Source organism: Stenotrophomonas sp. RIT309 (genome assembly GCF_000632045.1).
In the GTDB taxonomy this organism is placed as follows: domain Bacteria; phylum Pseudomonadota; class Gammaproteobacteria; order Xanthomonadales; family Xanthomonadaceae; genus Stenotrophomonas; species Stenotrophomonas indicatrix.
The window spans coordinates 136,422-162,607 of record NZ_JFYS01000034.1; the positions used below are offsets into that span (position 1 = coordinate 136,422).

The window sequence follows — 26,186 nt, forward strand, 5'->3', positions numbered from 1 at the left end:
TTGATTCCCTCTGTCCCCTTTTCCTTCAACCCGCCTGTTCGACCAGGTTGGCGAGCTCATCTGCATCGAACCCCGCCAGCAGGCGTGCCTCGATATTGAACGGCCCATGCAGGTAGCCACCGGCATACTCGACCAGCAGTTCCTTGAAACGCGCTCGTGGCTCGACGCCGGCGCGCTCGCAGTACCAGCGGAACCAGCGCGATCCGGCGGCAACATGTGCAACCTCCTCGCGCAGGATCACCTCCAGCACGTCGGCGGTTTCGCCATCGCCGACGTTGCGCAGCTTGTCGATCATGCCCGGCGTCACGTCCAGCCCGCGCGCTTCCAGCACGCGCGGCACCAGCGCCATGCGCGCCAGGCCGTCGTGCGCGGTCTTCTCGCACATTTCCCACAGGCCGTTGTGCGCCGGGAAATCGGCGTACTCATGGCCATGTGCCAGCAGGCGCTCGCGCAGCAGCATGAAGTGGCGCGATTCGTCGTCGGCGCAGCTCACCCAGTCGGCATGGAACGCCGCCGGCAGACCGCGGAAGCGGTACACCGCGTCCCAGGCCAGGTCGATCGCATTGAGCTCGATATGGGCGATGGCATGGATGAACGCCGCACGCCCTTCCACCCCGCCCAGGCCGCGCCGGGGCACTTCACGCGGATGCACCATCACCAGCTGCGGCGGCCGGCCCGGCATGCGGATCGGATCGGCCGGCGGTGCATCGGCCGGTACGTTCAAGCGGCCGGCGCGGAACGCGGCGGCGTAGGCCTGGGTCAGTGCGACCTTGCGCAGCGGATCGGCTTCGGCCAGGCACTGCTGCGCGGCGCGCAGCAGATTGCCGCCGACGTCAGGCACGTCGATCACCGCATGGACCTCAGGCGCGGCGCTTGTGCTTGGCGTCGTCCGAACGCAGCTGCTGGATGCGTTCGAAGTAGCCCGGCTCGATGCCCGTCGGGTAATGGCCGTTGAAGCACGAGGAATCGAAGTTGCGCAGCGCCGGATTGCCCTCGCTCACCGCCGCTTCCATGTCTTCGATGTCCTGGTAGATCAGCCAGTCACAGCCCAGGTGCGCTTCGATTTCCTCGATGCTGCGGTTGTGCGCGACCAGCTCTTCAGCGGCCGGCATGTCGATGCCGTAGATGTTGGGGTAACGCACCGGCGGCGCGGCGCTGGCCAGGTAGACCTTGCGCGCGCCGGCGTCACGCGCCATCTGCACGATCTGCTGGCTGGTGGTGCCGCGCACGATCGAGTCGTCCACCAGCAGCACCACGCGGTTGCGGAATTCCAGGTGGATCGGGTTGAGCTTGCGGCGCACCGACTTCACCCGTTCGCCCTGGCCCGGCATGATGAACGTGCGGCCGATGTAACGGTTCTTGATGAAGCCTTCGCGGTACTTCACCCCGAGTACGTTGGAGATCTCCAGCGCGGCATCGCGCGAGGTGTCCGGGATCGGGATGATGGTGTCGATGTCGTGGTCCGGGCGCAGGCGCAGGATCTTCTCGCCCAGCTTGATGCCCATGCGCATGCGCGCCTTGTGCACCGACACGTTGTCGATCATCGAATCGGGGCGTGCGAAATACACGTACTCGAAGATGCACGGGGTGTGTTCGGCCGGCTCGGCGCAGATTTCCGAGAACAACTCGCCGCGCGCGGTGATCACCAGTGCTTCGCCCGGCTGCACGTCACGCACGCGCTGGAAGCCCAGCACGTCCAGCGCGGCCGACTCGGAGGCAACAATGTATTCGTCACCCTCGGCATGACTGCGCTTGCCCAGCACCAGCGGGCGGATGCCATGCGGATCGCGGAAAGCGACCAGGCCCAGGCCCAGCACCACGCTGACCACCGCATAGCCGCCCTTGCAGCGGCGGTGCACGCCGGCAACCGCGCGGATGGCGGCTTCCGGGCTGAGCTGGCGCTGCTGTTCCAGTTCGTAGGCGAACACGTTCAACAGCACTTCGCTGTCCGAATCGGTATTGACGTTGCGGCGGTCCTGCTCGAACACCTGCTGGCGCAGGTCCTCGGTGTTGATCAGGTTGCCGTTGTGGGCCAGCGCGATGCCGTACGGCGAATTGACGTAGAACGGCTGTGCCTCGTCCATGCCTTCCGAACCGGCGGTCGGATAGCGCACATGGGCGATGCCGACGCTGCCTTCCAGGGTGGACATGGTGCGTGCATCGAACACATCGCGGACCAGGCCGGTGGCCTTCTGCACCCGCAGGCGGCTGCCGTTGACGGTGGCGATGCCCGCCGCGTCCTGGCCGCGATGCTGGAGGACGGTCAAGCCGTCATACAACTGCCCGGCGACGTTCTGGTTGCCGACGATTCCGACGATGCCACACATGATGCGAGGTCTCCGCTGGGCTGTGCCCAGTTACAAGGAAGGTGGCCGTGCCTGGCCAGAGTTGTCGCCGCGTCTGCGGTCGACATTGGCCGGGTCGTCCGGCTCGATGCTGCCCGGTAGTGCTGGGGCGTCCGGGCGCACTTCGGCCGGATCGTATGCCTCGCCCTGTTCCGCCTTCGCAGGCCGCAGCCATCCGCTGCCCGCCACTATCTGACCGAGTACGCCATTATCGCCTGTCGCCCCCGGCTTGCCCACTCCGGCGCCGGCGCTCTTGCCCAGCTCCATCAACGCAGATGGGGACAGCGCGTCCATCGGCAAGGCCTTGGGCAGCAGGTCGGTGCCCGGCACCTGCCACTGCGGCAGCTTGCTGTTCATCCAGGCCACGGCCGGGTTCAGCACCGGGCGCAGCGCCGAGCCGCGCCAGGAGGGTTCGGCGGTAAGCGGGGTGAAGCCGGCCAGCAACAGCAGCACGGCGGCGATCAGCCCGCCACGCACGGCACCGAGGACCCCGCCCAGCAGGCGGTCCAGGCTGCCCAGCATGTTGCGGTGGACGATGGCCTTGATGACCATGCCGATCACGGCGACCACGACCATCACGCCGATGCCGACGCTGAGGTAGCCGCCGATGAAATGCTCGCCGCCGGGCGCAGCCGGTGCGGCCCACCAGCGTGCGGCGTCATTGCCGAAGGCGAAGGCCGCCCAGGCGGCCACCAGCCACGATACGGTGCCGATGACGATGCCCACGAAGCCGCGCAGCAACCCAAGCAGGGTGGAGGCGGCGATCACGATCAGCAGCACCACGTCGATCATGGCGCCCCGCTCCTTCGGCGGCGCTGGCAACGGGGCTGCGTACAGGTCATGGGTGCGGTCGCACCATGCCGGCCACGCCGACCTTGGCGGCGACCTGCGCCTTCAACTGTTCAGCGTCGGCGCGGTTGGCGACCGGCCCGACACGGACACGGTGCAGGCTGCCCTTTTCGGTACGCACCTGCTCGACGAAGGCGCTGAAGCCTGCCGCGCGCACCTTGTCGCGCAGGGCGTTGGCATCGTTGGCCTGGCCGAATGCGCCGAGCTGTACGGCAAAACCCACTCCGCTGGCGGCCGGTGCGGCCGGCGTGCTCGGCGGCGTGGCCGGCTTGCTGGCGGTCGCTTCCGGCTTGGGCTCGGGCTTCGGTTCCGGCTTGGCCACCGGCTTGACCGGCTCCGGCTTGGCGGCCGGCGGCGCTGCTGCGGTCGGCGTACTCGGCGGCAGGCTTTCACTGCGCACCGGGTTGCCGGTCGCCGACGGCGTGGCCGCCGCGACGGGAGTACTGGCGCTCGGCGCGGGCGTCGGCGTGCTTGCCACCGGTGCGCTGGTCGAGGGCTTCGCATCGAGCGTGATGACTTCTGCCTTCACGTCGGCACGCACCTTCACCGCCTGCAGCCGGGCCGCTTCGGCCTGGGCACGGTCGGCATACGGCCCAACGCGAACGCGCCAGGCCGGGCGACCGTTGATCGATGCGGTCTCGATGAAGCCCGGAAGCTGCGAACGCTTGAGGTAGGCGATCACCGCATCGGCGTCGCCCTGGCTGCCGTAGGCGCCGAAGGTCACCGCGTAATTACCTGCGGCGACGGCTGGCGAGGTGTCCACGGTCGGCGGTGCCGCCGGGGCGGCGGCCTCCTCGACGGGGCGGGCCTGGCCACTCTGCAACCCGGTGGCGCCACCGGCCGGTGCTACCAGCGGCAGTTCACGGGTTTCAAACTGGCCATCGGCCGGCGCATCGGGCGCGGCGATCGGCACAGAAGCGACACCGCTGTCCGGGGCCGGGCCCTTGACGAGCATCGGCAGGAAAATGACGGCCAAGGCCACCAGGACGATGGCACCAATCAGACGCTGTTTCAGGGGCGTATCCACGTAGGGCAGGCGGCAGGCTGGACGTTGCGGTCGATTATACGGGTGCGCGACCGCACGGCGTCGGTAATGGCTGAACGGCGGTCAGGCGTGGGCCTGCAGCCATTGCAGCGCAGCGGCGGCGGTATGGAAGGAACCGAATACCAGCACCCGGTCGCCGCGCTCGGCGCGGGCCAGCACCTGCGCCAGCGCCTGTTCGACCGTGCCGGCCAGCGCCGCAGTTGCTGCCGCGGTAGCGGCCAGCCGTGCCTGCAGTTCCCCCGCACTCTGCCCACGCGCGCCATCCAACCCGGCCAGCGTCCAGTCGCCCACTACCTCCTGCAGCGCCTGCACCACGCCCACGGCGTCCTTGTCCTGCAGCGCGGCGTACACCGCCAGGGTGCGCCCGGGCGATGCTTCGGCCTTCAGCGCGCGGGCCAGCTGACCGGCTGCCTGCGGGTTGTGGCCGACATCGACGCGAACCTGCACGCCATCGCGCTCGAACGCCTGCAGGCGCCCGGCGATGCGCGCCGCTGCCACGCCTGCGGCCCATGCCGCGCGCGGCACCGGCCGGTCCAGCGCGCGCAGCGCCGCGATCGCCGCACCGGCGTTGGCCAGCTGGATCGGCCCGGCCAGCGTCGGCGTCGGCAGTTCCAGGCGGGTGCCGACATCGCGCCAGCGCCAACGCTGCGCGTCGATCGGTTCGTAGAAATAGTCGCTGCCGCCGCGGATCGCATTGGCACCCACCAGGTAGGCGCGCGCCAGCACGCTCGACGGCGGATCGGTCTCGCCCAGGATCACCGGCTTCCAGCCGCGGATGATGCCGGCCTTCTCGGCACCGATGGCCTCGCGGTCCTCGCCCAGCCATTCGGCGTGATCGATGTCCACGGTGGTGATCACCGCCACGTCGGCGTCGACGATGTTGACCGCATCCAGGCGGCCACCGAGGCCCACTTCCAGCACGGCCAGATCAAGATCGGCATCGGCAAACAACTGCAGCGCGGCCAGCGTTCCGTACTCGAAGTAGGTCAGCGTCACATCACCGCGCGCTGCCTCGACCGTGTTGAACGCGGCCACCAGTGCGGCGTCATCGACATCCTGGCCATCGATGCGCACGCGCTCGTTGTAGCGCAGCAGGTGCGGCGAGGTGTACGCGCCGACCTTCCAGCCCGCAGCACGCGCGATGGCCTCGATGAAGGCGACGGTGGAACCCTTGCCGTTGGTACCACCGACCACGATGGTGTGCCTGGCCGGCGTGCCCAGGCCCATCGCGGTGGCCACGGTGCGCACGCGCTCCAGTCCCATGTCGATGCTGGCTGGATGCTGGCGTTCAATGTAGTCCAGCCATTCGGCCAGAGTGGTCGGGGTGTTCTTCACGGCAAGGCTTCCAACAGGTGCAGGTGGTTCAGGGCAGAAGATTCAGAGTGCGCGGTGCTTGGCTTCACCGAAGAACGGCGTGTGGTGGGCGCAGTCGTTCAGGCGCACCACTTCCAGGCTGTCCAGGTCGGCGCCTTCAAGCAGGTTGAGCGTGGTCGGTGCCTGGCGGAAGGTCCACAGCCGCGACAACGGCAGGCCCAGCACCTTGCACAGGATCACCCGGTTGACTGCATCGTGGGCGACCACCAGCAGGGTGTCGTGTTCGCCAAGGCCTTCGGCGGCTCGGGCCAGGCCGCGCCAGCTGCGCTCCAGCACCAGGCGCAGCGATTCGCCACCGGGCATCAGCACGGTGTCCGGTTCATTGCGCCACGCCTGCAGGCGCGACGGGTCTTTTTCGTTGATTTCGCTGGCCAGCAGGCCTTCCCACTCACCGTGGGCGATTTCCTGCAGCTCCGGCTCGGTCAGCAGCATGTCGGCGCGTGCAGCACCCAGGGCCAGTTGCGCGGTGCGTTGGGCGCGTGACAGCGGCGAGGCCACCGCGCGGGTGATGTCCACCGAAGCCAGGCGGGCGCCAAGCGCCTGGGCCTGGGCCTCACCGATGGGCGAAAGCGGGATGTCGATCTGGCCTTGGTAGCGGCCTTCGGCGTTCCACGGCGTTTCGCCGTGACGGGCAAGCAGGATGCGCATGCGAACAAGGGGTCCTTGGGGGAGGAGTTCCGGCGCATTGTTCACATCCTGTGAAGTGCGCGGAACAGGGATGATACCTGTTCGGCGGACCCGGCCGGTCGGGGCATGAAAAAACCCCGCGACAGACGTCGCGGGGTTTCAGAAACTCCGGCTATCTGGTCGAGGTTGCCGGCCAGCGGCCGGCACTACCGCAACCGGTTTATTTCGCCAGGTTCAGTTCCTTCAGCAGCTGCGGCGCCGGCGCCACTTCCTGCATGATCCACTGCATGTAGCGGCTGTCGACGGCGATCATGCGGGTCATCACCGGGTCGAACACCCAGTTGGAACTGACCGATTCCCAGTTGCCGTCGAAGGCCAGGCCGACCAGCTTGCCGTTGGCATCGAGCACCGGCGAACCGGAGTTGCCGCCGGTGATGTCCAGGTTGGACAGGAAGTTCACCGGTACCGAACCGATCCGCTTGTCTTCCAGACCGCCGTAACGCTTGGCCTTGACCGCATCGAGCAGTGCCTTCGGCGAGTCGAACGGATCCTCACCGGTTTCCTTCGCCGCCACACCTTCCAGGGTGGTGAACGGGGTGTACTTCACGCCGTCCTTGCCATAGCCCATCACGTTGCCGAAGGTGATGCGCAGCGACAGGTTGGCATCGGGATAGACGAACTCGCCCTGGCTCTTCTTGTAGTCGGCCACGGCCTGCAGGTACAGCGGACGAGCGGTCAGCGATTCGCCCTCGCGGATCTTCTTCTGCTCTTCCTGCTTCAGCAGCGCCGGCATGACGGCCACCGCGTACTGGATGGCCGGATCATTGCTGGCTTCAAACGCAGCGCGATCGGCCTTGAACCACTTCAGGCGGTTGTCCAGGCTGCCCAGTCCGGTGCCGCCCAGCTTGGTCACCAGCGACTTCACCGCAGTGGCATCGCTGCCGGCCAACCACGTGTTCAGCACCTCGTTGTCGCGCTGGGCGGCTGGCAGGGCCACGTACTGGTCCAGCCAGTAGGTCTGCAGCTGCTGGTCCATCTTCGCCACGTAGCGGCGATCCATCTGCTTCAGGCTGCCCTCGATGGTGGTCAGGTCGCGGTCCTGGTAACCCGCTTCGCGCTCGGCGTCGGGCTTGCTGCGCTCGATCGACAGGCGGTACAGGGTGATGGCCACGCCCACCGCGGAGGTGTTGTTGAACTGGCCGACGAACAGGTCGCGCTCGCGCGTCGACTTGCTGGTATCCAGGTGCTGCAGCAGCTGCGCGTGTGCAGCCAGTGCCGGCTTGCCGGCAGCGCCCTGCTTCTTCAGCCAGGCCAGCACCGCCGCTTCTTCGGCCTGCTTCTGGCCGGCGGCATCGATGCGCTTGAAGCCTTCCAGCTGGCCCAGGTAGTTCTTGGCCACGTTGTTCATGCTGGCCGCGGTGGCGGCGTACTTCACCTTGACGTCGGCGTCGGCCTTGCCGGCGTCGGCGATCATCTTCAGCACCGCGTTGTAGTGGCGCGCGATGGTCGGGTAGGTGAAGCTGGCGGTCTCGTTGAACTCGCCGGCCAGCGCGTAGCGGTTGGTGCGGCCCGGGTAGCCGGCCACCATCACGAAGTCGTCGGCGCCCAGCGGCGTATCGGCGAACTTCAGGAAGTGCTTGGGCTGGTAGGGCACGTTGTCGGCCGAGAACGCCGCCGGCTTGCCGTCCCTGCCGACGTAGGCACGGTAGAACGAGAAATCACCGGTGTGGCGCGGCCACATCCAGTTGTCGACGTCACCGCCGAACTTGCCGACGCTGCCCGGAGGTGCATAGACCAGGCGCACGTCCTTGATTTCCAGGTTGCGGAACAGGCGGTAGGTGTTGCCGCCGGAGAACGAATACAGGCGGCAGCGGAAGCCGGCATCGGCTTCACACGCGGCGACCTGGGCCTTGTCGAAAGCGTCCAGCGCACGGCTGCGGGCCAGCGGGTCCTTGCCGGCGCCGGCGATGGCCGCCTTGGCCTGGGCGGTGACGTCGGTGATCTGGTCGAGCACGAACACGCGGGCGTTCGGGCCGGCACTCAGTTCATCGCTGAGCTTGGGCGCGTTGAAGCCGTCCTTGATCAGGTTCTTCTGTGCGGTCGAGTTCAGCTGGATCGCACCGTAGGCACAGTGATGGTTGGTGACCACCAGGCCCTGCGGGGAGACGAAGCTGGCGGTGCAGCCGCCCAGCGCGACCACCGCCCCCATCGGGTCACCGGTCAGGTTGGCCAGCTGTTCCGGGGACAGCTTGAGGCCGGCCTTCTGCAGCGGGCCGGCGATTTCCGGCAGCTGCTGCGGCACCCACATGCCTTCAGCGGCATGGGCGACCTGGACCAGCCCAAGGCTGGCGACGACGGAGAATGCAAGCAGGTTCGAGCGCATGGAGCGGCCCCTGGTAGTGGAACCCTCGATTGTAGCCCGCCGCCCTGCCCCGGCCCGAACCCCGGAAGTCATGGACCCCGGCCCGCCGGCCATGCCCCGGCGCTACCCGCACGATTTGCCGGTAGCGCCGGGCCATGCCCGGCGAACGCAGTGGCACTGTTCGAAACGCCCGCCTGCGCACAGCTTTCGTTCCACCGCTGCGCCCGCAGCGCAGCATGGGAATTCCGCGTGGCGCCCTATAATCCGCGCTTTCCCCCTGATGAGTTCCACCCCGATGGCGCAGCAAACGATGAAGGCCCTGGTCAAGCGCGAAGCGGCCAAGGGCATCTGGATGGAAGAGGTTCCGGTGCCGACCCCGGGCCCCAACCAGGTCCTGATCAAGCTGGAAAAGACCGCGATCTGCGGCACCGACCTGCATATCTACCTGTGGGACGAATGGAGCCAGCGCACGATCAAGCCGGGCCTGACCATCGGCCATGAGTTCGTCGGCCGCATCGCAGAGATCGGCCCGGGCGTGACCGGCTACGAGATCGGCCAGCGCGTGTCGGCCGAAGGCCACATCGTCTGCGGCCACTGCCGCAACTGCCGCGGCGGTCGTCCGCACCTGTGCCCGAACACCGTCGGCATCGGCGTCAACGTCAACGGCGCGTTCGCCGAATACATGGTGATGCCGGCCAGCAACCTGTGGCCGATTCCCGACCAGATCCCCTCCGAGCTGGCCGCCTTCTTCGACCCGTACGGCAATGCCGCGCACTGCGCGCTGGAATTCAACGTGATCGGCGAAGACGTGCTGATCACCGGCGCCGGCCCGATCGGCATCATCGCGGCGGGCATCTGCAAGCACATCGGTGCACGCAACGTGGTGGTGACCGACGTCAACGACTTCCGCCTGAAGCTGGCCGCCGACATGGGCGCCACCCGCGTGGTCAACGTCGCCAACACGTCGCTGAAGGACGTGATGAAGGAACTGCACATGGAGGGCTTCGACGTGGGCCTGGAAATGAGCGGCAACCCGCGCGCGTTCAACGACATGCTCGACTGCATGTACCACGGCGGCAAGATCGCCATGCTCGGCATCATGCCCAAGGGCGCCGGCTGCGACTGGGACAAGATCATCTTCAAGGGCCTGACCGTGCAGGGCATCTACGGCCGCAAGATGTACGAGACCTGGTACAAGATGACCCAGCTGGTGCTGTCCGGCTTCCCGCTCGGCAAGGTGATGACCCACCAGCTGCCGATCGACGACTTCCAGAAGGGCTTCGACCTGATGGAAGAAGGCAAGGCCGGCAAGGTGGTCCTCAGCTGGAATTGACCCTTCGGGTCAATTCCCCCGCAGGTTTCCTTATCCCCGCGCCGTCGGCGCGCCCCCTTGAACAACAAGGGGGCTCTCCCCCAGATGGGATCAAGAACGCTGCGGAATCGAAAAAGGCGCCCATTGGGCGCCTTTTTCGTGAAGCGTGCCAGGCAAGCCAGGCACCTACCGTAACGCCTGCGGCGTTACTTGCCTACGGCCACGCTCAGCATCACCCGGCTGTGGGCCAGCTTGCCGGAGTTGTCGCGGCCGTTGCCATCGGTGCCGTAGTAACCCAGGCCGACATTGAACAGGCCGAACTGGCGGGCGACGCCGACGTTCCAGTCGGTGTAGTCCTTGGCGATACCGTCCTCGAAGGTGCTGCGGCCGACGTTGGCGTTGAGCGTGAAGTCCTTCGGCAGGCCCCAGCTGCCACCCAGGCCGAAGTACCAGCCGTCGGTGCTGCTGTTCCACACATCGTTGCTGTAGGCCACCGTCAGCTTGTAGGTGTCGTCCAGCGTGGTGGTGGTGATCAGCTCGTTGTAGTTCTGGTGGCTGGCCTTGAGGTAGGTGTAACGGTTCAACAGCACGTCGAAGTTGACGCGCTCGGTCACGTCCACGCCGTAGCCGATAAGGTAGTCGACCTCGGTCTTCGGATCGCCCGGACCGAAGTCCACGCCCGAACCCCAGACACCGGCATACAGGCCAACCGGGCTGGTGTAGGTGAAGCCGGCCTGCAGGGTCGGATCCTCATCGGTCTGCGACACACCACGGAACAGGTAGTCCGAGACGGCGGTGACGTTCCAGCTGTACGGAGATTCGTTGTCCTGGGCGCTGGCGGCGAACGGCGCGAGGGTCAGGGCGGCGGCAATGGCGAGGCAGGCACGGGCGTGCTTCATGAGCGTCTCCGGTGGGGTCGGTGGCGTGGAAGGCGGGGATCTGCAGCGGGCGCAGCAACCGGAGCCAGACAGCCCCGGTTCACGAATTTTTAACCCGTTTGCTATTGCGATGCAACATGTGCCGGCCATGGCGGTGCCCCATCCGGCCCGGTCCGCAGCCGTCGATGCCCGGTAGAATCAGCGGGTTCCCGTGCTGAGCCGTGCCCACGCCATGACCGACTCCTCCGCCCTGACCCGCCACTATGCTGAGGAACTGGACGCCATCCGCGCCCAGGGCCTGTTCAAGTCCGAGCGGATCATCACCAGCCCGCAGTCCGCCGAGATCACCCTGGAGGACGGCCGCAAGGTGCTGAACTTCTGTGCCAACAACTACCTTGGCCTGGCCGACCATCCTGACCTGATCCAGGCCGCGAAGGACGCGCTGGACAGCCACGGTTTCGGCATGGCATCGGTGCGCTTCATCTGCGGCACCCAGGACCTGCACAAGCAGCTGGAGAAGCAGATCGCCGACTTCTTCGGCAAGCAGGACACCATCCTGTACGCGGCCTGCTTCGACGCCAACGGCGGCCTGTTCGAACCGCTGCTGGGCGAGAACGACGCGATCATTTCCGATGCACTGAACCATGCCTCGATCATCGACGGCGTGCGCCTGTGCAAGGCCAAGCGCTTCCGCTACGCCAACTGCGACATGGCCGATCTGGAAGCGCAGCTGCAGGCCGCCGATGCGGCCGGCTGCAAGACCAAGCTGATCACCACCGACGGCGTGTTCTCGATGGACGGCTTCATCGCGCCGCTGGACGAAATCACCGCGCTGGCGAAGAAGTACAACGCGCTGGTCCACATCGACGAATGCCATGCCACCGGCTTCCTCGGCGCGTCGGGCCGCGGCTCGGCCGAGGTCAAGGGCGTGCTGGAGAAGATCGACATCATCACCGGCACCCTGGGCAAGGCCATGGGCGGCGCGCTGGGTGGCTTCACCTGCGCCAGCGCCGAAGTGATCGAGCTGCTGCGCCAGCGCTCGCGCCCGTACCTGTTCTCCAACTCGCTGCCGCCGCACGTGGTCGCCGCCGGCATCAAGGCGTTCGAGATGCTGGCCGCGGCCGATGACCTGCGCAGCACCCTGGCCGCCAACACCACCTACTTCCGCGAGAAGATGACCGCTGCCGGCTTCGACGTGAAGCCCGGCGTGCATCCGATCAGCCCGGTGATGCTGTACGACGCACCGCTGGCGCAGAAATTCGCCGAGCGGCTGCTGGAAGAAGGCATCTATGCGATCGGCTTCTTCTTCCCGGTGGTGCCCAAGGGCCAGGCCCGCATCCGCACCCAGATCAGCGCCGCGCACAGCCGCGAGCACCTGGACCGCGCGATCGATGCATTCACCCGCATCGGTGTCGAGCTGGGCGTGATCAAGGGCTGATCATCCACGGATAACGCCGGGCCATGCCCGGCGGTTTCCCGATAGCCGCGCCATGCGCTCGCCGGGCACGGGCCCGGCGCTACCCATCAGGGCGTGCCGACCAAGGTCGGCACCTGCCAGGCCTTATTTCTTCTTTTTCTTCTTGTCCTTGGGCTCGTCCTTGCTGGCGACCACCACCGGCTTGGCGACAGCATCCTGCCCGTTGCCCTTGGCAACGCGGATGCCATTGGCCTTCATCCAGGCATCGAACTGGTCGGCGGTCATCTTCTGGTCGCCGTTGCTCATCATGAAGCGATAGCTGCCGCGGCCATCCAGCTCCGGGGTCTTCACTTCAACCACCGGGGTTTCGGCGGGGCGATCGGCCTTGGCCGTCTTCTTGTGGCCGCCGCAGGCCGTCAACAGCACGATCGGCAACAACAGGCTGGCGCAGCGCAGGGTTTGCTTGAGGGTCGGGTGATACATGGCAGGCTCCGTTCTGGACATTCGACAACCAGGCGCCCCCTACGCCTGGAACGGTGGCCGGCGAGCGCCGGCCGTGGGCATCACTCAGCCCGGTGCAGCGGCCCCCAGCCGCTGCTGGTCGCTGACCTCCAGCGCCCGCCACTGGCCCTTGCCGAGATCGCCGAGCGTGAGCTCTCCGATCGCAACGCGGACCAGGCGCAGCACCTGCAGGTCGAAGGCCGCCAGCAGGCGACGGATATGGCGGTTGCGGCCCTCCTCGAGGACCACCTCCAGCCAGGCGGTCTTGTCGCCGCTGCGCAGCACGCGCACGGCCAGGGCAAGCAGGAACTCGCCCTCGTCTTCGACACCGGCGCGCAGCGCGGCCAGGGTGTCCTCGTCGGGCAGGCGATCCACCTGCACGTGGTAGGTCTTGTGCGGGCCGGTCTCCGGATCAGTCAGGCGCGCAGCCCACTGCGGATCATTGCTGAACAGCAACAGGCCTTCACTGGCCTTGTCCAGGCGACCGACCGGCGCGATCCACGGCAGGCCGGCACCATCGAAGCAGCGGTATACCGTGTCGCGGCCACGCTCATCCTGCACGGTGGTGACCACTCCGCGCGGCTTGTTGAGCATCACGTACAGGCGTTGCGGTGCGCCCATCGGCTGGCCGTCGACCTCGATCGGCGGCGCCGGGCTGGCAATGGGGAATTCCGGATCACGGACGATGCGCCCGGCGACACGAACGCGGCCATCGGCGATCCAGCGCGCGGCCTCGCTGCGCGAGCACACACCCGCCTTGGACAGCACGCGCGCCAGGCCATGGCGCACACCAGCGGAAACCGCAGGGGGATTCGCACGCCCACGCGCAGCGTGGGAGCGGGCAGCGGGGGCGGCAGGTGGGCGGCGCGTGCGCAAGCCTCTGCTCCCCGCCGCGCTTACTTCTTGTCGACCGGCTTGGTCTCAGCCGGCACTTCGGCTGCGGCCGGGGTGGCTGCCGGAACCGGACGCGCCTTGACCACGCGTACGCCGCGCGCCTTCATCCAGGCGTCGAACTCTTCGGCGGTCATGCGCTTGCCGTTCTGGCTCATGTCAAAGCGCCACGGCGTGTTGTCGAACTCGGTCTGCGGCTTGTACGCGGCCGGATCATTCGGCTTCACCGCCGGCGCGCTCGGAATCGCCTTGGCGATGTTCTGGCAGCCATCGATGCGCAAGCGCTGCAGCACCTGGTCCAGCGACTGCGACGGATCGTAGCTGCTGCCCAGCACGCCGCTGGACATGCCCAGCTGGCTGCTGCGGATGTACAGCTCGTCGGCCACCGGGGCGACGGCCGTGGCCGGCAACGGCAGCGGCGAGGCGCTGGTGTTGACCGAGCAATCGACCGCAGCGTGAGCAGCAGGAACCAGGGCCAGCGCCAGAACGGCAGCCGATGCAGAGCGCAGCATGAGGGCATCCACGAAAGGAAGTGACGCGGCGAGTTTAGCAATGCCGCGTCATCTTTCAAGCGGCACTTTCAATGAATACGGCAACTCATTGGTTTAATAAGCAAATTGCCGACGAACGGTCACCATTCCAGCGCTGATTCATCATTGCGGACCGCACAAACAACAAGACCCGGCCGAAGCCGGGTCCTGCTGTGTCTTACTGGCAGAGCGTCAGAACTTAGTTCTGGACGTTCAGCTCGGTACGACGGTTCTTGGCGCGACCTTCCGGATTGTCCGAACCATCCGGGTTGGTGTTCGGCGCAATCGGACGGCTCTCGCCGTAGCCGATCGGACCGGCCAGACGGCCAGCGTCGACGCCGTTCTTGGTCAGGTAGTTGTACACCGCGGTAGCACGACGCTCCGACAGCTTCTGGTTGTAAGCGTCGGTACCCTTCGAGTCGGTGTGACCGGCAACTTCAACGCGCAGATCCGGGTAACGCTTCAGGATCTCGGTGGCTTCGCTCAGGATGGCCACAGCGTCCGGACGCAGGTTCGACTTGTCGAAGTCGAAGTTCACGCCCTTCAGGTCGATCGAGACCGGCACCGGGCAACCGTCCGGACCGATGGTCTGACCCGGCTGCGAGTTCGGGCACTTGTCGTCGCAGTTGTTGACGCCGTCACCGTCGTCATCCAGGTCGGCGCAGCTCGGGGCAACCGGAGCCGGAGCCGGAGCAGCAGCCACCGGGGCCGGGCCCAGCGGGATCACGACGCCGACCGAAGCCAGCACGTCGCCGAACCAGCTTTCGTCGCGCGCGGCGATGCTCTGGTCGTCGAAGTCAGCGCGGTAGGCCACTTCGGCGCGGACAGCAACGCGCTTGTCGAAGGTGGTCTGCAGGCCGACGCCGAGCTTGGCAGCCAGGTTGCCGTCCTTGCGGTCAGCCAGGCCACCGGCGATCGGGTTGTACTCTTCTTCCGACTTCTGGTAGCCCAGGCCGCCCACGATGTAGGGGTTCCAGCCGCGGCCTTCCTTGATGAAGTGGCGACGCAGATCGAACGACACGCCGTACTGCGACCAGTTCTTGTCCTGGTTGGCGTCGAAGTTCGGGTTCTGGTAGTTCAGCTCACCATCCAGCGACCAGTTCGGGCTGATGAACTTGCCCAGACCCAGGGTCACGAACGGAGCGTCGTTGGTCAGGCGGTCGTTGTCCTGGAAGTTGAAGCCGGCCGAACCGGTCAGGTACCAGCGGTCATCGAACTCCTGCGCCGACGCAGCCTGGGCGAAAGCCAGACCGCCCAGCAGCGCGGCAGTAAGGATCTTCTTGTTCATTGAGTACAGCTCCTATTTCGGGGGTATGAAACCGGTAGAGGCATGGGCCAGCACTACTGCGTCGATGTTCAGACAGCCGATTCAGCACGCCACCGCCGCGAACATTATGCTCAGGCGGGTGAAGGTCATGTTAACAGTCCCGTAACATGTGAAGCGTCGTGCGCGACCGGCTACCGGCCCGACGTTGAAACCCTATACAGGATGATGAAAATCCGCAAGACCCACACACCACAAGGGTTTGGAAGGGTTTAAGAGCCAGATGCGACAGTTTTGACGCTGATTGTCACAAAGCGATTCAGCGCGCGCCCATCGAGGTGAGGAACCTTATGATGCAGACAGGAACCGAGCTGGAGCTGCAATGAAAGCCGTCGCCCTGTGCCGTGACTCCGCCCCTGCCCTGCGCGATCTGGTGCTGCCACCGCCGCAGCCGCCACGTGGCCGTGACCTGCTGATCCGCGTCGAAGCACTTTCCGTCAATCCCGTCGACGGGAAGCTGCGTGCAGCCACGTCGGCCGCGTCGCTGGATACCCCGCGCATTCTCGGCTGGGACGCGGCAGGGGTGGTCGAAGCGATGGGCGAGGAGGCCAGCCTGTTCGCCTCCGGTGACGAGGTCTACTACGCAGGAGATGTCACCCGCCCTGGCTGCAATGCACAGTATCAGCTGGTGGATGAGCGGCTGGTGGCACGCAAACCGACCACCCTCGATTTCGCCGAAGCGGCCGCACTGCCGCTGACCACCCTTACTGCCTGGGAACTGCTGTTCCAGCGCATGCCCCTGCAGCTTGATGATCGCCGCCACGCCGGCCAGCGCCTGCTGGTGATCGGTGGTGCCGGCGGAGTCGGCTCGATGGCGATCCAGCTGGCCCACCACGCGGGGTTTGAGGTCATTGCCACCGCCTCGCGTGAAGCCTCGATCGACTGGTGCCGGCGGATGGGCGCCCAGCATGTCATCGACCATCGCCAGCCCCTGTTGCCGCAGCTGCAGGCGCTTGGCGTCGACGAAGTGCAGGTTGCACTCAACCTGGCCGACACCGATCACTACTGGGACGAACTGGGCCAGCTGCTGGCACCACAGGGACATGTAGGCCTGATCGTGGAACCCCGCGGCCCGCTGCGCATCGGCGATCCCTACAAGGCCAAGTGCATCGGCATCCATTGGGAATTCATGTTCGCCCGCGCGCGCTTTGCGACCGCCGACCGCATTGAGCAGCACCGCATCCTCAACCGCGCCGCCAGCATGATCGACGCGGGCCAGTTGCGCGGCACGCTGAGCGAAGTGCTGGGCCCGATCAATGCGGCCAACCTGGATGCCACGCATCAGCGTCTGGCCGGCGGCCGCACCATCGGCAAGCTGGCGCTGGCCGGCTGGGACGACTGATTCACCGCCCACAGCCTGTCGCAGTGGATTGGCCGGCATCTGTATCTATTGAACGGCCTGTTTCGGGGATAGGGTGGAAACAGACCCCCCTCCCCCGAGCCCGTCATGCCCTCCGCCCTGCCCCTGCGCCTGCTGCAACTGATCATCGGCCTGTTCCTCTACGGCTTCGGCGCCTCGCTGATGATCCGCGCCGCGATCGGTGTCGCGCCGTGGGATGTGCTGTCGCAGGGCATTGCTGCACAGACCCCGTTGTCGTTCGGCCTGGCCACCAACGTGATCGGCGCGCTGGTGCTGCTGCTGTGGTGGCCGCTGCGGCAGAAGCCAGGTGTCGGTACCGTGCTCAACGTGATGCTGATCGGCCCTTCGGCCCAGTTCGGACTGTGGCTGCTGCCCCCGGCCGTCGGCCTCGGCTGGCAGGTGGCGATGTTCTGCGCCGGCATGCTGCTGGTGGCGCTGGCCACCGGCCTGTACATCGGCGCCAAGCTCGGCCCTGGCCCGCGCGATGGCCTGATGACCGGACTGCACGCGCGCACCGGCTGGCCGATCTGGAAGGTGCGCAGCCTGATCGAAGGCAGCGTGCTGCTGCTGGGGTGGTGGCTGGGCGGCAATGTCGGCGTCGGCACGCTCGCCTTCGCGTTGCTGATCGGACCGTTGTGCGGGGTCACACTTGGCTGGTTCGGGATCGGCCGCACACCAGTAGTGCCGGCCGCTGGCCGGCAACCGCAATCGCCCTGAGCTGACCGGTAGGCCGGGCATGGCCCGGCGCTACCGAGCGAGGCAGCCCTTGCCCCGGGAGCCGTTTCGCGGCACCCTTCGCGCTTCCGTACGCAAGCGTATCGACATGTCGCCAGCCAACGAAAGCGCCTACCCCCACCTGTTCTCCCCGCTGGACCTGGGCTTCACCCAGCTGCGCAACCGGGTGCTGATGGGCTCGATGCATACCGGCCTGGAGGACCGCGCACGCGACTTCCCGCGCCTGGCCGCCTACTTCGCAGAGCGCGCCGAGGGTGGCGTCGGCCTGATCGTCACCGGTGGTTTCGCGCCGAACGTGGTCGGCTGGCTCAAGCCTTTCGGCGGCAAGCTGTCCTGGCCTTGGGAAGTGCGCCCGCATCGGCAGTTGACCGCCGCCGCGCACCAGCACGGCGCGAAGATCTGCCTGCAGCTGCTGCATGCCGGGCGCTACGCCTATCACCCGCTGTCGGTAGCGCCGTCGAAGCTGAAGGCGCCGATCAATCCGTTCACCCCGCGCGCCTTGTCGGCCAGCGGCGTCGAGCGGCACATCGCCGACTATGCACGCAGCGCGAAGCTGGCCCGCGAAGCCGGCTACGACGGCGCGGAAGTGATGGGCTCGGAGGGTTACCTCATCAACGAGTTCATCGCCCCGCGCACCAACAAGCGCAACGATCGCTGGGGCGGTGATGCCGCACAGCGCATGCGCTTCGCGGTGGAGATCGTGCGCCGCATCCGCGAAGCCTGCGGCCCGGATTTCATCATCATCTACCGCCTGTCGCTGGTCGACCTGGTCGAAGACGGCAGCAACTGGGAAGAGATCGTGCAGCAGGCCCAGGCCATCGAGGCCGCCGGTGCGACGATCCTCAATTCCGGCATCGGCTGGCATGAAGCGCGCATTCCGACCATTGCCACGTCGGTACCGCGTGGCGCATTCGCCGCGGTCACCGCCAAGCTCAAGCCGCATGTGTCATTGCCGCTGGTGGCGACCAACCGCATCAACATGCCCGAGGTCGCCGAACGCATCCTCGCCGATGGCGGTGCCGACATGGTGTCGCTGGCCCGTCCGCTGCTGGCCGACCCGCAGTGGCCGAACAAGGCCCGCGCCGGCCGCGCCGAAGCCATCAACACCTGCATCGCCTGCAACCAGGCCTGCCTGGACCACGTGTTCGAAAACAAGCTGGCCAGTTGCCTGGTCAACCCGCGTGCCGCCCACGAGACCGAGCTGGTCTACACCCCGACCACCGCACCGAAGCGGGTGGCCGTGGTCGGCGCCGGCCCGGCCGGCCTGGCCTGCGCTACGGTCGCTGCCGAACGCGGCCACCAGGTCACCCTGTTCGACGCCAGCGAGGAGATCGGTGGCCAGTTCAACGTGGCCAAGCGCATTCCCGGCAAGGAAGAGTTCCACGAGACCCTGCGCTACTTCCGCCACAAGCTGGGCGAGACCGGCGTGCAGCTGCGCCTGGGCACCCGTGCCGACGCGGCCAGCCTGGCCGGCTTCGACGAGGTCGTACTGGCCACCGGCATCCTGCCGCGCAAGGTCGACTTCCCCGGTGCCGACCACGCCAAGGTGGTCAACTACCTGGACGTGCTGCTGGGCCGGGTCGAGGTGGGTGCCAGCGCCGCCATCATCGGCGCCGGTGGCATCGGCTTCGATGTCGGCGAGTTCCTTGCCCATGACGGCCCCTCGCCATCGCTGGACCCGCAACGCTGGATGGCCGAATGGGGCGTGGATGCCACCTTCGAGGCCCGCGGTGCACTGGCCCGCCCGGCCGTGGAGGCGTCGCCGCGCAGGCTGTGGCTGCTGCAGCGAAGTGCCGGCAAGCCCGGTGCACGCCTGGGCAAGACCACCGGCTGGATCCACCGCGCCACGCTGAAGGCCAAGGGCGTGCGCATGCTGGGTGGTGTCGAGTACCTGGGCGTGGACGATGCGGGCCTGCGCATCCGCGTGGACGGCAGCGAACAGCTGCTGCCGGTCGACCACGTGGTGATCTGTGCCGGCCAGGAACCGCAGCGCGCGCTGCAGGCCGAACTGCAGGCTGCAGGCATCGCCCCACACCTGATCGGTGGTGCAGACGTGGCCGCCGAACTCGATGCGAAACGTGCGATCGATCAGGGCAGCCGGCTCGCCGCCGCGCTCTGATGAACACCTGAATGGGGGCCGGAATGTGATTTCCGTCACCGGCCCCCAAGCTGAATGTCAAGCCGGACGATTCAGGATGCGTTCGGCAATGCCCCCCTACCTTGCGCCGACTTTCTGCTCACCAGCCAGTTTCCGGTGAGCCGGTGCGGCCCCCGCCGATCGATCCACGATCGTGTTCTTGGGGCCGCCCACGGGGCAGCCCCGATGGCCGCCTCCCCATGACGCCAAGTCGTACCCCGCCTCCAGCAGCCTGCGCTGCCGGAACCGCCAGGTGCGTCCCACACGGAGCAAGGAGTTATATGAAACTGGCCTGGATTCTCTGGCTGTCGCAGTTGCTGCCGCAGCCGGCCGCTGATTCATTGTGTTTGAGCACCACCGTTTACCTGGAAGCCCGCGACCAGACCCTGCGTGGCCAGCAGGCCGTGGCCGAAGTCGCCCTGCGTCGCCTCGACAGTGGCCTGTGGGGCGACTCGATGTGCCAGGTGGTGACCGCGCGCAAGCAGTTCGCCCCCACCATCGTCTCCCCCGGCACCCAGCTGGGCAACGATGCGGCGTGGAGTGAGGCGATGGACGTGGCCTTCGACGCCGAGCGCAACTGGGCGCTGCCAGCCGGCGAGCGCCGCGAGATCGTGCCTGGCGCCAGCCACTTCGCTGCGCTGGCCATCGCCAGCCCGAACTGGCGCAACGCCTACCAGGTGGCCACCATCGGCGATCACACCTTCTACAAAGTGCAGAACCTCAAGCCCCGGCAGTCGTAACGATCCGTTGCCGGTGGCAGCGTTGCCGCGTGCGGCTGGGCTCTGGGATAGTGGTGGTTTCCCGCCACACCCCGCCTGGAGTTCCCATGAAGCTGTACAGCAAGCCCGGTGCCTGTTCCACCGCCGACCACATCGCCCTGCAGTGGACCGGCCAGCCGTTCGAGGTTGAACTGCTGAACAAGGACACCCTGAAGGGTCCGGAATTCCTCAAGATCAATCCGGCCGGCGCGGTACCGGCGATCGTCGATGGCGACTTCGTGCTGGTGCAGAACGCGGCGATCATGGGCTACATCGCCGACAGCTACCCGCAGGCCGGTCTCGGCGGCGATGGCAGCCCGCGCCAGCGCGCTGAAGCCACCCGCTGGCTGGCCTTCGTCAACTCCGACGTGCACCCGGCGTTCTCGCCGCTGTTCGCGCCGGGCAAGTTCATCGCCGATGAAGGCCAGTACGACGCGATCCGCGCCGCCGCGCACAAGCGCCTGCGCGCCCTGTTCGAGACCGCCGACAGGCAGCTGGCCGACAAGCCGTGGCTGGCCGGCTTCCGCAGCTTCGCCGATCCCTACTTCTACATCACCCTGCGCTGGGCGGCCGGCGCCAAGGTCGACCTGTCGGGCCTGGACAACCTGGCCGCCTACAAGGCGCGCATGGACGCCGATCCGGGCGTGCAGGCGGTGCTGAAGGCCGAAGGCCTGGCCTGATGGAACCGGGGTCGGATCCGTCTACGCAGCAGGCGGCTCCGACCCCATTGGTGCCATCGGCGCGGTCAGCCGATTTCGCGGATCACTTCGCCCTTCGCATCGCGCAGGAACGTCGGCACTACTTCAACCTGCAACGTATTCGACACCGGGTAGGTCCCGCGTTGCGGCCGCACGTCATGCCAGGCCTGCAACGCCGCCTCATCCAGTATCCAGCGCACGTTGTCGTCCTCGACCGCGACCGCGCCATCGGTGGCCGGCATGAACTCCCATTGCCGTTCGCGGCTGACCAGCGTCAGTGCCTTGCCGTGGCGCAGGCGCAGTGGCAGCAGCTCACCCACACTGCCGACCTGCCCGGCCCCCAGCACCAGCGTGGTGATACCCGCCGTCTGCCGCCAGTCCAGCGTCTCGATGAACAACATGCCGGTACTGGATCCCTCACGCTCGCTGCCGGCCTCCACCCGCGCGGCCAGCGCCGGATCGTCCAGCAGATTGCCGCGATGCAGATCGGTGATCCACAGCGGCATCGCTTCCTCAAGCACCTGCAGGACACCGCGCGTGGACCAGCGCTTGATCGCGTCCATTTCCTCGTCGGTCAGCCCCACCACCTGAAGGAACTGCAAATGTCCATTGGCGGTGTCGCGCGGTGGCAACTGCGGATCGGCAACGAATGCCAGATGGCAGAGACGGGTGTCGGTCTCCAGCGCGATCGGGCCATTGGCGTTGAGGTGGTGGCCATCCTCGAACACATTGCCGCTGCTGAACACATAGCGCGCCAGATTCTGCAGCAGGTTCATCGGCCACGCAGGCGGCGTGCTGCCTGCATCCTCCCCCTTGTCCGCAGCCAGGCGGAACGTCAGCTCGAAACCATAGCCACTGGTAGCCGCATCACTGCTCTCTTTTGCATACAGTTCTGACAGGCCGTAGGTGACGTAGTGCCAATGCGGAACCGGTGATTCCGCCCAGTACACGCTGATGCCATCGAGCGGATCCTGGCCACCCAGCGTGTACGGCAGCGCGGTACCGAAGTGACGCGGCTCCTGGCCGGCGTACAGCGGTGCCAGCGCGGCATTGATCGCATCCCAACCGGGGGTATCGGTGTCGTCCTGCATGCGGGGCTCCTGGGCGGAAAAAGAGCGGACCACTTTACCCCGCGCGTCAGCCGGGCACGACCTCGGCAGTGACCGGTGCCATCGAGATCTGGATCTCCTGCCACCAGCGCTGGGCCAGCGCCGGGCTGCGTGCCTTGCCGATCGCGGCGATCATTTCCGGGCACAGTTTTTCCAGGGCGACCGCGTCGGTACAGCGCTCGATCTTCAACTGCATGAAGTAGCCTTTCAGGCCCAGATGGCGGCGCACGGCATCGCTCATCGCGTCGTACAACTGCTGGTACAGCGCCGGATCCTGCTCACGGCCGCTGCACAGCCCGCGCTGCGGTACAGGTTCGGCCCTGCCGCCGACCACTTCGATCAGGCCGAGTGCAGCCAGCTGCTGCAGCGCATCCGGCGGCGCGCGCAGTCCCTCGAACAAGCCGCGCAGTTCGCTTTCATCGCGCTGGCCGTCAACCATCAACAGGATCGAACGCAGCGCCGCCGGCAGGCGCCGGGCACGATCTTCGATTTCCTTGCGGCCAGCGGCCGTCTTGGCATGCAGCAGTGCCATAGCTCCCCCTTCCCACGATGCGATACGCATGCACGCCCTTGCGGGCACGCCCCCCTGTTCGCCATCCCCGGGTGGCACGCGCGTTCCCCGGCGCGTGCCGCGTGTTGCAGGTCGATGACAGGCGGAGCTTAGCGCATGTCCTGGCAGGCCTGGGTAGCGCCAGGCCATGCTTGGCGGCTTTTCCGCGCTTTGCGCTCGCCGGGCATGGCCCGGCGCTACCACCCCGATCAGCGTCCCAGCGCGCGGCGGATCTCTTCCAGCGCGCCCGGGTCGTCCAGCGTCGACAGGTCGCCGGGGTCGCGCTGCTCGGCCAATGCCTGCAGCGAGCGACGCAGCAGCTTGCCCGAACGGGTCTTGGGCAGCGCGTTGACCACATGGATGTGCGCCGGTCGCGCCACCGCACCCAGCGAGGCGGTCACCGTGGCCATCATCTCGGCCACCACTGCGGCCGGGTCTTCGCCATCGAGCCCCTGCTTGAGGGTGACGAACACCAGCGGCACCTGCCCCTTCAATTCGTCCTTCACCCCGATCACCGCTGCCTCGGCCACGCGCGGGTGACTGGAGATGGCCTCTTCGATCTCACGCGTGCCCAGACGGTGCCCGGCCACGTTGATCACATCGTCGGTGCGGCCGAGGATGAAGGTATAGCCATCGTCATCGCGGATGGCCCAGTCCAGCGAGCTGTACAGCAGTTCCTTGAAGTGGCTGAAGTAGCTCTGCAGGAAGCGGCTGTCGTCATTCCAGACCGTGCTCATGCAGCCCGGCGGCAACGGCGGCGTCATCACCAGCACACCCTTCTGCCCGGCAGCCACCTCTTCACCGGTGTTCTCGTCGATCACCTTCATCCGGTAGCCGAGATTGGGGAACCCGGGCGAGCCGAACCGCACTGGCTTCATGTCCAGCCCAGGCAGCAGGGTCAATGCCGGCCAACCGGTTTCGGTCTGCCAGTAGTTGTCGATGATCGGCTTGCCCAGCGCGTCGCTGATCCAGTGCGCGGTCGGCTCGTCCAGCGGCTCGCCGGCCAGGAACAGATACTTCAGCGCATCCAGGTCGTGGCGGTGGATGAAATCGGCATCGTGCTTCTTCAGCACGCGGATCGCCGTCGGCGAAGAGAACATCGTGCGCACGTTGTACTGCTCGCACAGCGCCCACCAGATGCCCGGATCGGGGTTGGTCGGCAGCCCTTCGTACAGCAGCGAGGTGCAGCCGCCGATCAGCGGGCCATACACGTTGTAGGAATGGCCCACGGCCCAGCCGACATCGGAGGTGGAGAACATCACCTGTCCCGGCTTGCAGTCGAACACGGTCTGCATCGACTGCGCCATCGCCACCGCATAGCCACCGACATCGCGCTGCACGCCCTTCGGCTTGCCGGTGGTGCCGGAGGTATACAGCAGGTAGCTGGGCTCGCTCGATTCCAGCCATTGCACCGGCACATCGGTCTGCCCGATCTGCGCACGCAGGGTGGCGTACTCGACGTCGCGCCCTTCGATGCGTGGCTCGGCCGGGTCCAGCCCGCGCGAAACGATCAGCACGTGCGGCGGCGGACTGCTGGCTTCGGCGCAGGCGGCATCGACCATCGCCTTGTACGGAATGAGCTTGCCGCCACGCATGCCGGCATCGGCAGCGATCAGCAGCTTCGGCTTGGCATCGTCGATGCGCAGCGCGAGGTTGTGCGCAGCGAAGCCACCGAACACCACCGAGTGCACCGCACCGATACGTGCACAGGCAAGCATGGCGAACACGGCCTCGGCCATGTTCGGCATGTAGATCACCACGCGGTCGCCGTGGCCGACGCCAAGGTGCTTCAGCACGGCGGCGAAGTCGTTCACTTCGCGATACAGCTGGCGATAGGTGATTTCGCGGGTGCTGTTGGTTTCGGTGGAGATGGCGACCAGTGCGAGCTGGTCCGGGCGGTCGGCCAGATGCCGGTCGACGGCGTTGTAGCAGAGGTTGGTTTCACCACCCACGAACCAGCGCCGGAACGGCGGGTTGCTGTAGTCGAGCACCTGTTGCGGCGGCGTGTGCCAATGGATGCGCTTGGCTTCCTCGCCCCAGAATGCCTCCGGCTCGTCGATCGAACGGCGGTAGGTTTCCTCGTAGTTCATGACGCAGCCCTCCCAGACAAAGTCATGGCTTCGAGCATAGTCCGGCGCTGGCGCGTGGGCCGCCCTACCTTGGTAGGGGGTGTGTTGCCGGCAGGGCTGTGCCCTGCACCCGCCGAAGCAACGGCAACCGCAACGGCAACCGCAACCGCAACAGCAAGCATTCCTTGGGATGGCGGGGTGGGTCCGATTGCGGGGGACGCCGTGAATACGTCCATGTAGGCTCGGTCGCGCCATCCATGGCGCTCACGCCCCCGCAACCGGCCCCACCCCGCCTTCGACAGTTTCTCGCTGCTGTTGGGCTACAGTTTCCCGCTGCTGTTGGGCTGCTGTTGGTAGCTGTCGACCTTGGTCGACACGTAGATCCACGCCATGCGTGGATGCTTTTCGATGAACTGTCGAAATATTCGATTCCGATGGATTTGATCCACGCAAAGCGCGGACAGACCTCCGTCACCGGAGATCTGCCGAAGGCGGGGCGGTGCGGGTTGGCAGGACCGTTGGCGCCATGGATGGCGCCATCGAGCCCCCATGGATGGGTTAACGGCGTGTCCTGCCAACCCACACCGCCCCGCCCAACACGCAGAAATCCAGAGCTGCCTTGGCTTTTGACATTGCTTCGGTTCGTAGCAGGGTGCAGGGCGCAGCCCTGCCGAACACCCTACCCTTCTAGAACGGAGTCGTAGACTCGAACGCGAGCGCCTCGCCCGTCACCGGATGAGTGAACTGCAGTTTGCGCGCATGCAGGCACACGCGCTGCGCGGCCTCTGCGCCATACAGCACGTCGCCGACGATTGGATGACCCAGGCTGGCCATGTGCAGGCGCAGCTGATGGCTGCGGCCGGTGACCGGTTCCAGTTCAACGCGCGTGCGTTGCGCCTCGGTGTCACGCGACAGTACCCGCCATCGGGTCAGTGCCGGCTTGCCGCGTTCGTGGTCGACCATCTGCTTGGGCCGGTTCGGCCAGTCGACGATCAGCGGCAGGTCCACTTCACCGGCATCATCTTCCAGCAGCCCCTGCACGATGGCTTCATAACGCTTGCCCACCTGGCGCTTCTCGAACTGCATCGACAGCGCTACCTGCATGTCCTTGCCGCGCGCGTGCAGCAGCAGGCCAGAGGTGACCTGGTCCAGGCGATGCACGGTCAGCGCATCGGCATACACCGCCTGCAGCCGTGCGACCACGCAGTCCTGGTTCTCCGCCGAGCGGCCGGGCACGGACAGCAGGCCGGCCGGCTTCTCGGCCACCAGCAGCGCGTCGTCGATGTAATGCAGAAGGATCATGTCGTTGCCAGGT

At 66.7% G+C, this 26,186-nt stretch carries 23 protein-coding genes; 7 read left to right on the forward strand and 16 right to left on the reverse strand.

All coding sequences use genetic code 11. From position 1 onward, the window contains the following. Positions 1 to 25 precede the first annotated feature (25 nt). From BW38_RS04760 to BW38_RS04730, 7 genes are all read right to left on the reverse strand, one after another. Entirely contained in the window at positions 26 to 850 is an 825-nt protein-coding gene (locus tag BW38_RS04760; RefSeq protein WP_032977403.1) for a ferritin-like domain-containing protein, read from the reverse strand. Positions 851 to 860: 10 nt separating this feature from the next. Further along, positions 861 to 2,327 (reverse strand): amidophosphoribosyltransferase, encoded by a 1,467-nt coding sequence (gene purF / locus BW38_RS04755; protein ID WP_025878104.1) that lies wholly within the window; start codon positions 2,325 to 2,327, stop codon positions 861 to 863. Between the two features lie 30 nt (positions 2,328 to 2,357). Continuing rightward, positions 2,358 to 3,137: a CvpA family protein gene (locus BW38_RS04750; protein ID WP_025878103.1), complete on the reverse strand. Its 780-nt coding sequence runs from the start codon at positions 3,135 to 3,137 to the stop codon at positions 2,358 to 2,360. A 46-nt stretch (positions 3,138 to 3,183) separates the two neighbouring features. Beyond that, complete coding sequence (locus BW38_RS04745; protein WP_032977408.1) at positions 3,184 to 4,221, reverse strand: SPOR domain-containing protein; 1,038 nt, start codon at positions 4,219 to 4,221, stop codon at positions 3,184 to 3,186. Positions 4,222 to 4,302: 81 nt separating this feature from the next. Next, on the reverse strand, positions 4,303 to 5,574 hold the full coding sequence (gene folC, locus BW38_RS04740; protein WP_032977410.1) for a bifunctional tetrahydrofolate synthase/dihydrofolate synthase: 1,272 nt from the start codon (positions 5,572 to 5,574) through the stop codon (positions 4,303 to 4,305). A gap of 42 nt (positions 5,575 to 5,616) precedes the next feature. Further along, positions 5,617 to 6,261, reverse strand: a complete 645-nt coding sequence (locus tag BW38_RS04735; RefSeq protein WP_025878100.1) for a histidine phosphatase family protein — start codon at positions 6,259 to 6,261, stop codon at positions 5,617 to 5,619. Positions 6,262 to 6,460: 199 nt separating this feature from the next. Beyond that, entirely contained in the window at positions 6,461 to 8,623 is a 2,163-nt protein-coding gene (locus BW38_RS04730) for a S46 family peptidase (RefSeq protein ID WP_032977412.1), read from the reverse strand. Positions 8,624 to 8,912: 289 nt separating this feature from the next. On the opposite strand from BW38_RS04730, the gene tdh reads away from it, so the two are divergent. After that, a complete protein-coding gene (gene tdh / locus BW38_RS04725) occupies positions 8,913 to 9,935 on the forward strand; it encodes an L-threonine 3-dehydrogenase (protein ID WP_032952044.1) in 1,023 nt (340 codons plus the stop codon). Positions 9,936 to 10,120: 185 nt separating this feature from the next. Here the strand turns inward: tdh and BW38_RS04720 are convergent, their stop codons facing one another. Beyond that, entirely contained in the window at positions 10,121 to 10,813 is a 693-nt protein-coding gene (locus BW38_RS04720; protein WP_032977413.1) for a TorF family putative porin, read from the reverse strand. A gap of 211 nt (positions 10,814 to 11,024) precedes the next feature. Here BW38_RS04720 and kbl point away from each other — a divergent pair, with 211 nt between their 5' ends. After that, positions 11,025 to 12,230 (forward strand): glycine C-acetyltransferase, encoded by a 1,206-nt coding sequence (gene kbl / locus BW38_RS04715; protein ID WP_032977415.1) that lies wholly within the window; start codon positions 11,025 to 11,027, stop codon positions 12,228 to 12,230. A 123-nt stretch (positions 12,231 to 12,353) separates the two neighbouring features. Here the strand turns inward: kbl and BW38_RS04710 are convergent, their stop codons facing one another. The 4 genes from BW38_RS04710 to BW38_RS04695 all read right to left on the reverse strand — a co-directional run bounded on the left by BW38_RS04710 (position 12,354) and on the right by BW38_RS04695 (position 15,419). Then, entirely contained in the window at positions 12,354 to 12,692 is a 339-nt protein-coding gene (locus BW38_RS04710) for a hypothetical protein (protein WP_032977417.1), read from the reverse strand. An 84-nt stretch (positions 12,693 to 12,776) separates the two neighbouring features. After that, the gene (locus tag BW38_RS04705; protein ID WP_032977419.1) at positions 12,777 to 13,586 is read right to left on the reverse strand and encodes a pseudouridine synthase; all 810 of its coding nucleotides are present in this window, start codon (positions 13,584 to 13,586) and stop codon (positions 12,777 to 12,779) included. 20 nt (positions 13,587 to 13,606) lie between these two features. Then, the gene (locus tag BW38_RS04700) at positions 13,607 to 14,113 is read right to left on the reverse strand and encodes a hypothetical protein (protein WP_025878093.1); all 507 of its coding nucleotides are present in this window, start codon (positions 14,111 to 14,113) and stop codon (positions 13,607 to 13,609) included. 217 nt (positions 14,114 to 14,330) lie between these two features. Beyond that, the gene (locus BW38_RS04695; protein ID WP_032977421.1) at positions 14,331 to 15,419 is read right to left on the reverse strand and encodes an OmpA family protein; all 1,089 of its coding nucleotides are present in this window, start codon (positions 15,417 to 15,419) and stop codon (positions 14,331 to 14,333) included. Between the two features lie 358 nt (positions 15,420 to 15,777). Here BW38_RS04695 and BW38_RS04690 point away from each other — a divergent pair, with 358 nt between their 5' ends. The 5 genes from BW38_RS04690 (at position 15,778) to BW38_RS04670 (ending at position 21,125) form a co-directional block, all read left to right on the forward strand. Then, entirely contained in the window at positions 15,778 to 16,797 is a 1,020-nt protein-coding gene (locus tag BW38_RS04690) for a zinc-binding alcohol dehydrogenase family protein (protein WP_032977423.1), read from the forward strand. 105 nt (positions 16,798 to 16,902) lie between these two features. Then, positions 16,903 to 17,532, forward strand: a complete 630-nt coding sequence (locus BW38_RS04685; RefSeq protein ID WP_032977425.1) for a membrane protein — start codon at positions 16,903 to 16,905, stop codon at positions 17,530 to 17,532. A 106-nt stretch (positions 17,533 to 17,638) separates the two neighbouring features. Next, positions 17,639 to 19,669, forward strand: coding sequence for an NADPH-dependent 2,4-dienoyl-CoA reductase (locus BW38_RS04680; RefSeq protein ID WP_032977427.1), 2,031 nt, complete (start codon positions 17,639 to 17,641; stop codon positions 19,667 to 19,669). A 299-nt stretch (positions 19,670 to 19,968) separates the two neighbouring features. After that, the gene (locus tag BW38_RS04675) at positions 19,969 to 20,427 is read left to right on the forward strand and encodes a cell wall hydrolase (RefSeq protein ID WP_025878087.1); all 459 of its coding nucleotides are present in this window, start codon (positions 19,969 to 19,971) and stop codon (positions 20,425 to 20,427) included. Between the two features lie 86 nt (positions 20,428 to 20,513). Further along, positions 20,514 to 21,125 (forward strand): glutathione S-transferase N-terminal domain-containing protein, encoded by a 612-nt coding sequence (locus BW38_RS04670; RefSeq protein WP_025878086.1) that lies wholly within the window; start codon positions 20,514 to 20,516, stop codon positions 21,123 to 21,125. Positions 21,126 to 21,190: 65 nt separating this feature from the next. Here BW38_RS04670 and BW38_RS04665 read toward each other — a convergent pair whose 3' ends face one another. The 4 genes from BW38_RS04665 to BW38_RS04650 form a co-directional block, all read right to left on the reverse strand. Then, the gene (locus BW38_RS04665) at positions 21,191 to 22,234 is read right to left on the reverse strand and encodes a suppressor of fused domain protein (protein WP_032977429.1); all 1,044 of its coding nucleotides are present in this window, start codon (positions 22,232 to 22,234) and stop codon (positions 21,191 to 21,193) included. Positions 22,235 to 22,280: 46 nt separating this feature from the next. Beyond that, the gene (locus BW38_RS04660) at positions 22,281 to 22,784 is read right to left on the reverse strand and encodes a hypothetical protein (RefSeq protein ID WP_032977431.1); all 504 of its coding nucleotides are present in this window, start codon (positions 22,782 to 22,784) and stop codon (positions 22,281 to 22,283) included. Between the two features lie 227 nt (positions 22,785 to 23,011). Then, positions 23,012 to 24,892: a propionate--CoA ligase gene (gene prpE, locus BW38_RS04655; protein ID WP_032977433.1), complete on the reverse strand. Its 1,881-nt coding sequence runs from the start codon at positions 24,890 to 24,892 to the stop codon at positions 23,012 to 23,014. Between the two features lie 666 nt (positions 24,893 to 25,558). Next, complete coding sequence (locus BW38_RS04650; RefSeq protein ID WP_025879434.1) at positions 25,559 to 26,173, reverse strand: RluA family pseudouridine synthase; 615 nt, start codon at positions 26,171 to 26,173, stop codon at positions 25,559 to 25,561. Between the last annotated feature and the right edge of the window lie 13 nt (positions 26,174 to 26,186).

Excerpts from the sequence above, each read along its gene's own strand:
- purF (WP_025878104.1), bottom strand. The coding sequence starts at position 2,327 with ATGTGTGGCATCGTCGGAATCGTCGGCAACCAGAACGTCGCCGGGCAG.
- BW38_RS04750 (WP_025878103.1), bottom strand. The coding sequence starts at position 3,137 with ATGATCGACGTGGTGCTGCTGATCGTGATCGCCGCCTCCACCCTGCTT.
- BW38_RS04735 (WP_025878100.1), bottom strand. The coding sequence starts at position 6,261 with ATGCGCATCCTGCTTGCCCGTCACGGCGAAACGCCGTGGAACGCCGAA.
- BW38_RS04730 (WP_032977412.1), bottom strand. The coding sequence starts at position 8,623 with ATGCGCTCGAACCTGCTTGCATTCTCCGTCGTCGCCAGCCTTGGGCTG.
- tdh (WP_032952044.1), top strand. The coding sequence starts at position 8,913 with ATGAAGGCCCTGGTCAAGCGCGAAGCGGCCAAGGGCATCTGGATGGAA.
- BW38_RS04720 (WP_032977413.1), bottom strand. The coding sequence starts at position 10,813 with ATGAAGCACGCCCGTGCCTGCCTCGCCATTGCCGCCGCCCTGACCCTC.
- kbl (WP_032977415.1), top strand. The coding sequence starts at position 11,025 with ATGACCGACTCCTCCGCCCTGACCCGCCACTATGCTGAGGAACTGGAC.
- BW38_RS04710 (WP_032977417.1), bottom strand. The coding sequence starts at position 12,692 with ATGTATCACCCGACCCTCAAGCAAACCCTGCGCTGCGCCAGCCTGTTG.
- BW38_RS04700 (WP_025878093.1), bottom strand. The coding sequence starts at position 14,113 with ATGCTGCGCTCTGCATCGGCTGCCGTTCTGGCGCTGGCCCTGGTTCCT.
- BW38_RS04695 (WP_032977421.1), bottom strand. The coding sequence starts at position 15,419 with ATGAACAAGAAGATCCTTACTGCCGCGCTGCTGGGCGGTCTGGCTTTC.
- BW38_RS04690 (WP_032977423.1), top strand. The coding sequence starts at position 15,778 with ATGAAAGCCGTCGCCCTGTGCCGTGACTCCGCCCCTGCCCTGCGCGAT.
- BW38_RS04685 (WP_032977425.1), top strand. The coding sequence starts at position 16,903 with ATGCCCTCCGCCCTGCCCCTGCGCCTGCTGCAACTGATCATCGGCCTG.
- BW38_RS04680 (WP_032977427.1), top strand. The coding sequence starts at position 17,639 with ATGTCGCCAGCCAACGAAAGCGCCTACCCCCACCTGTTCTCCCCGCTG.
- BW38_RS04675 (WP_025878087.1), top strand. The coding sequence starts at position 19,969 with ATGAAACTGGCCTGGATTCTCTGGCTGTCGCAGTTGCTGCCGCAGCCG.
- BW38_RS04670 (WP_025878086.1), top strand. The coding sequence starts at position 20,514 with ATGAAGCTGTACAGCAAGCCCGGTGCCTGTTCCACCGCCGACCACATC.
- BW38_RS04665 (WP_032977429.1), bottom strand. The coding sequence starts at position 22,234 with ATGCAGGACGACACCGATACCCCCGGTTGGGATGCGATCAATGCCGCG.
- BW38_RS04660 (WP_032977431.1), bottom strand. The coding sequence starts at position 22,784 with ATGGCACTGCTGCATGCCAAGACGGCCGCTGGCCGCAAGGAAATCGAA.
- prpE (WP_032977433.1), bottom strand. The coding sequence starts at position 24,892 with ATGAACTACGAGGAAACCTACCGCCGTTCGATCGACGAGCCGGAGGCA.
- BW38_RS04650 (WP_025879434.1), bottom strand. The coding sequence starts at position 26,173 with ATGATCCTTCTGCATTACATCGACGACGCGCTGCTGGTGGCCGAGAAG.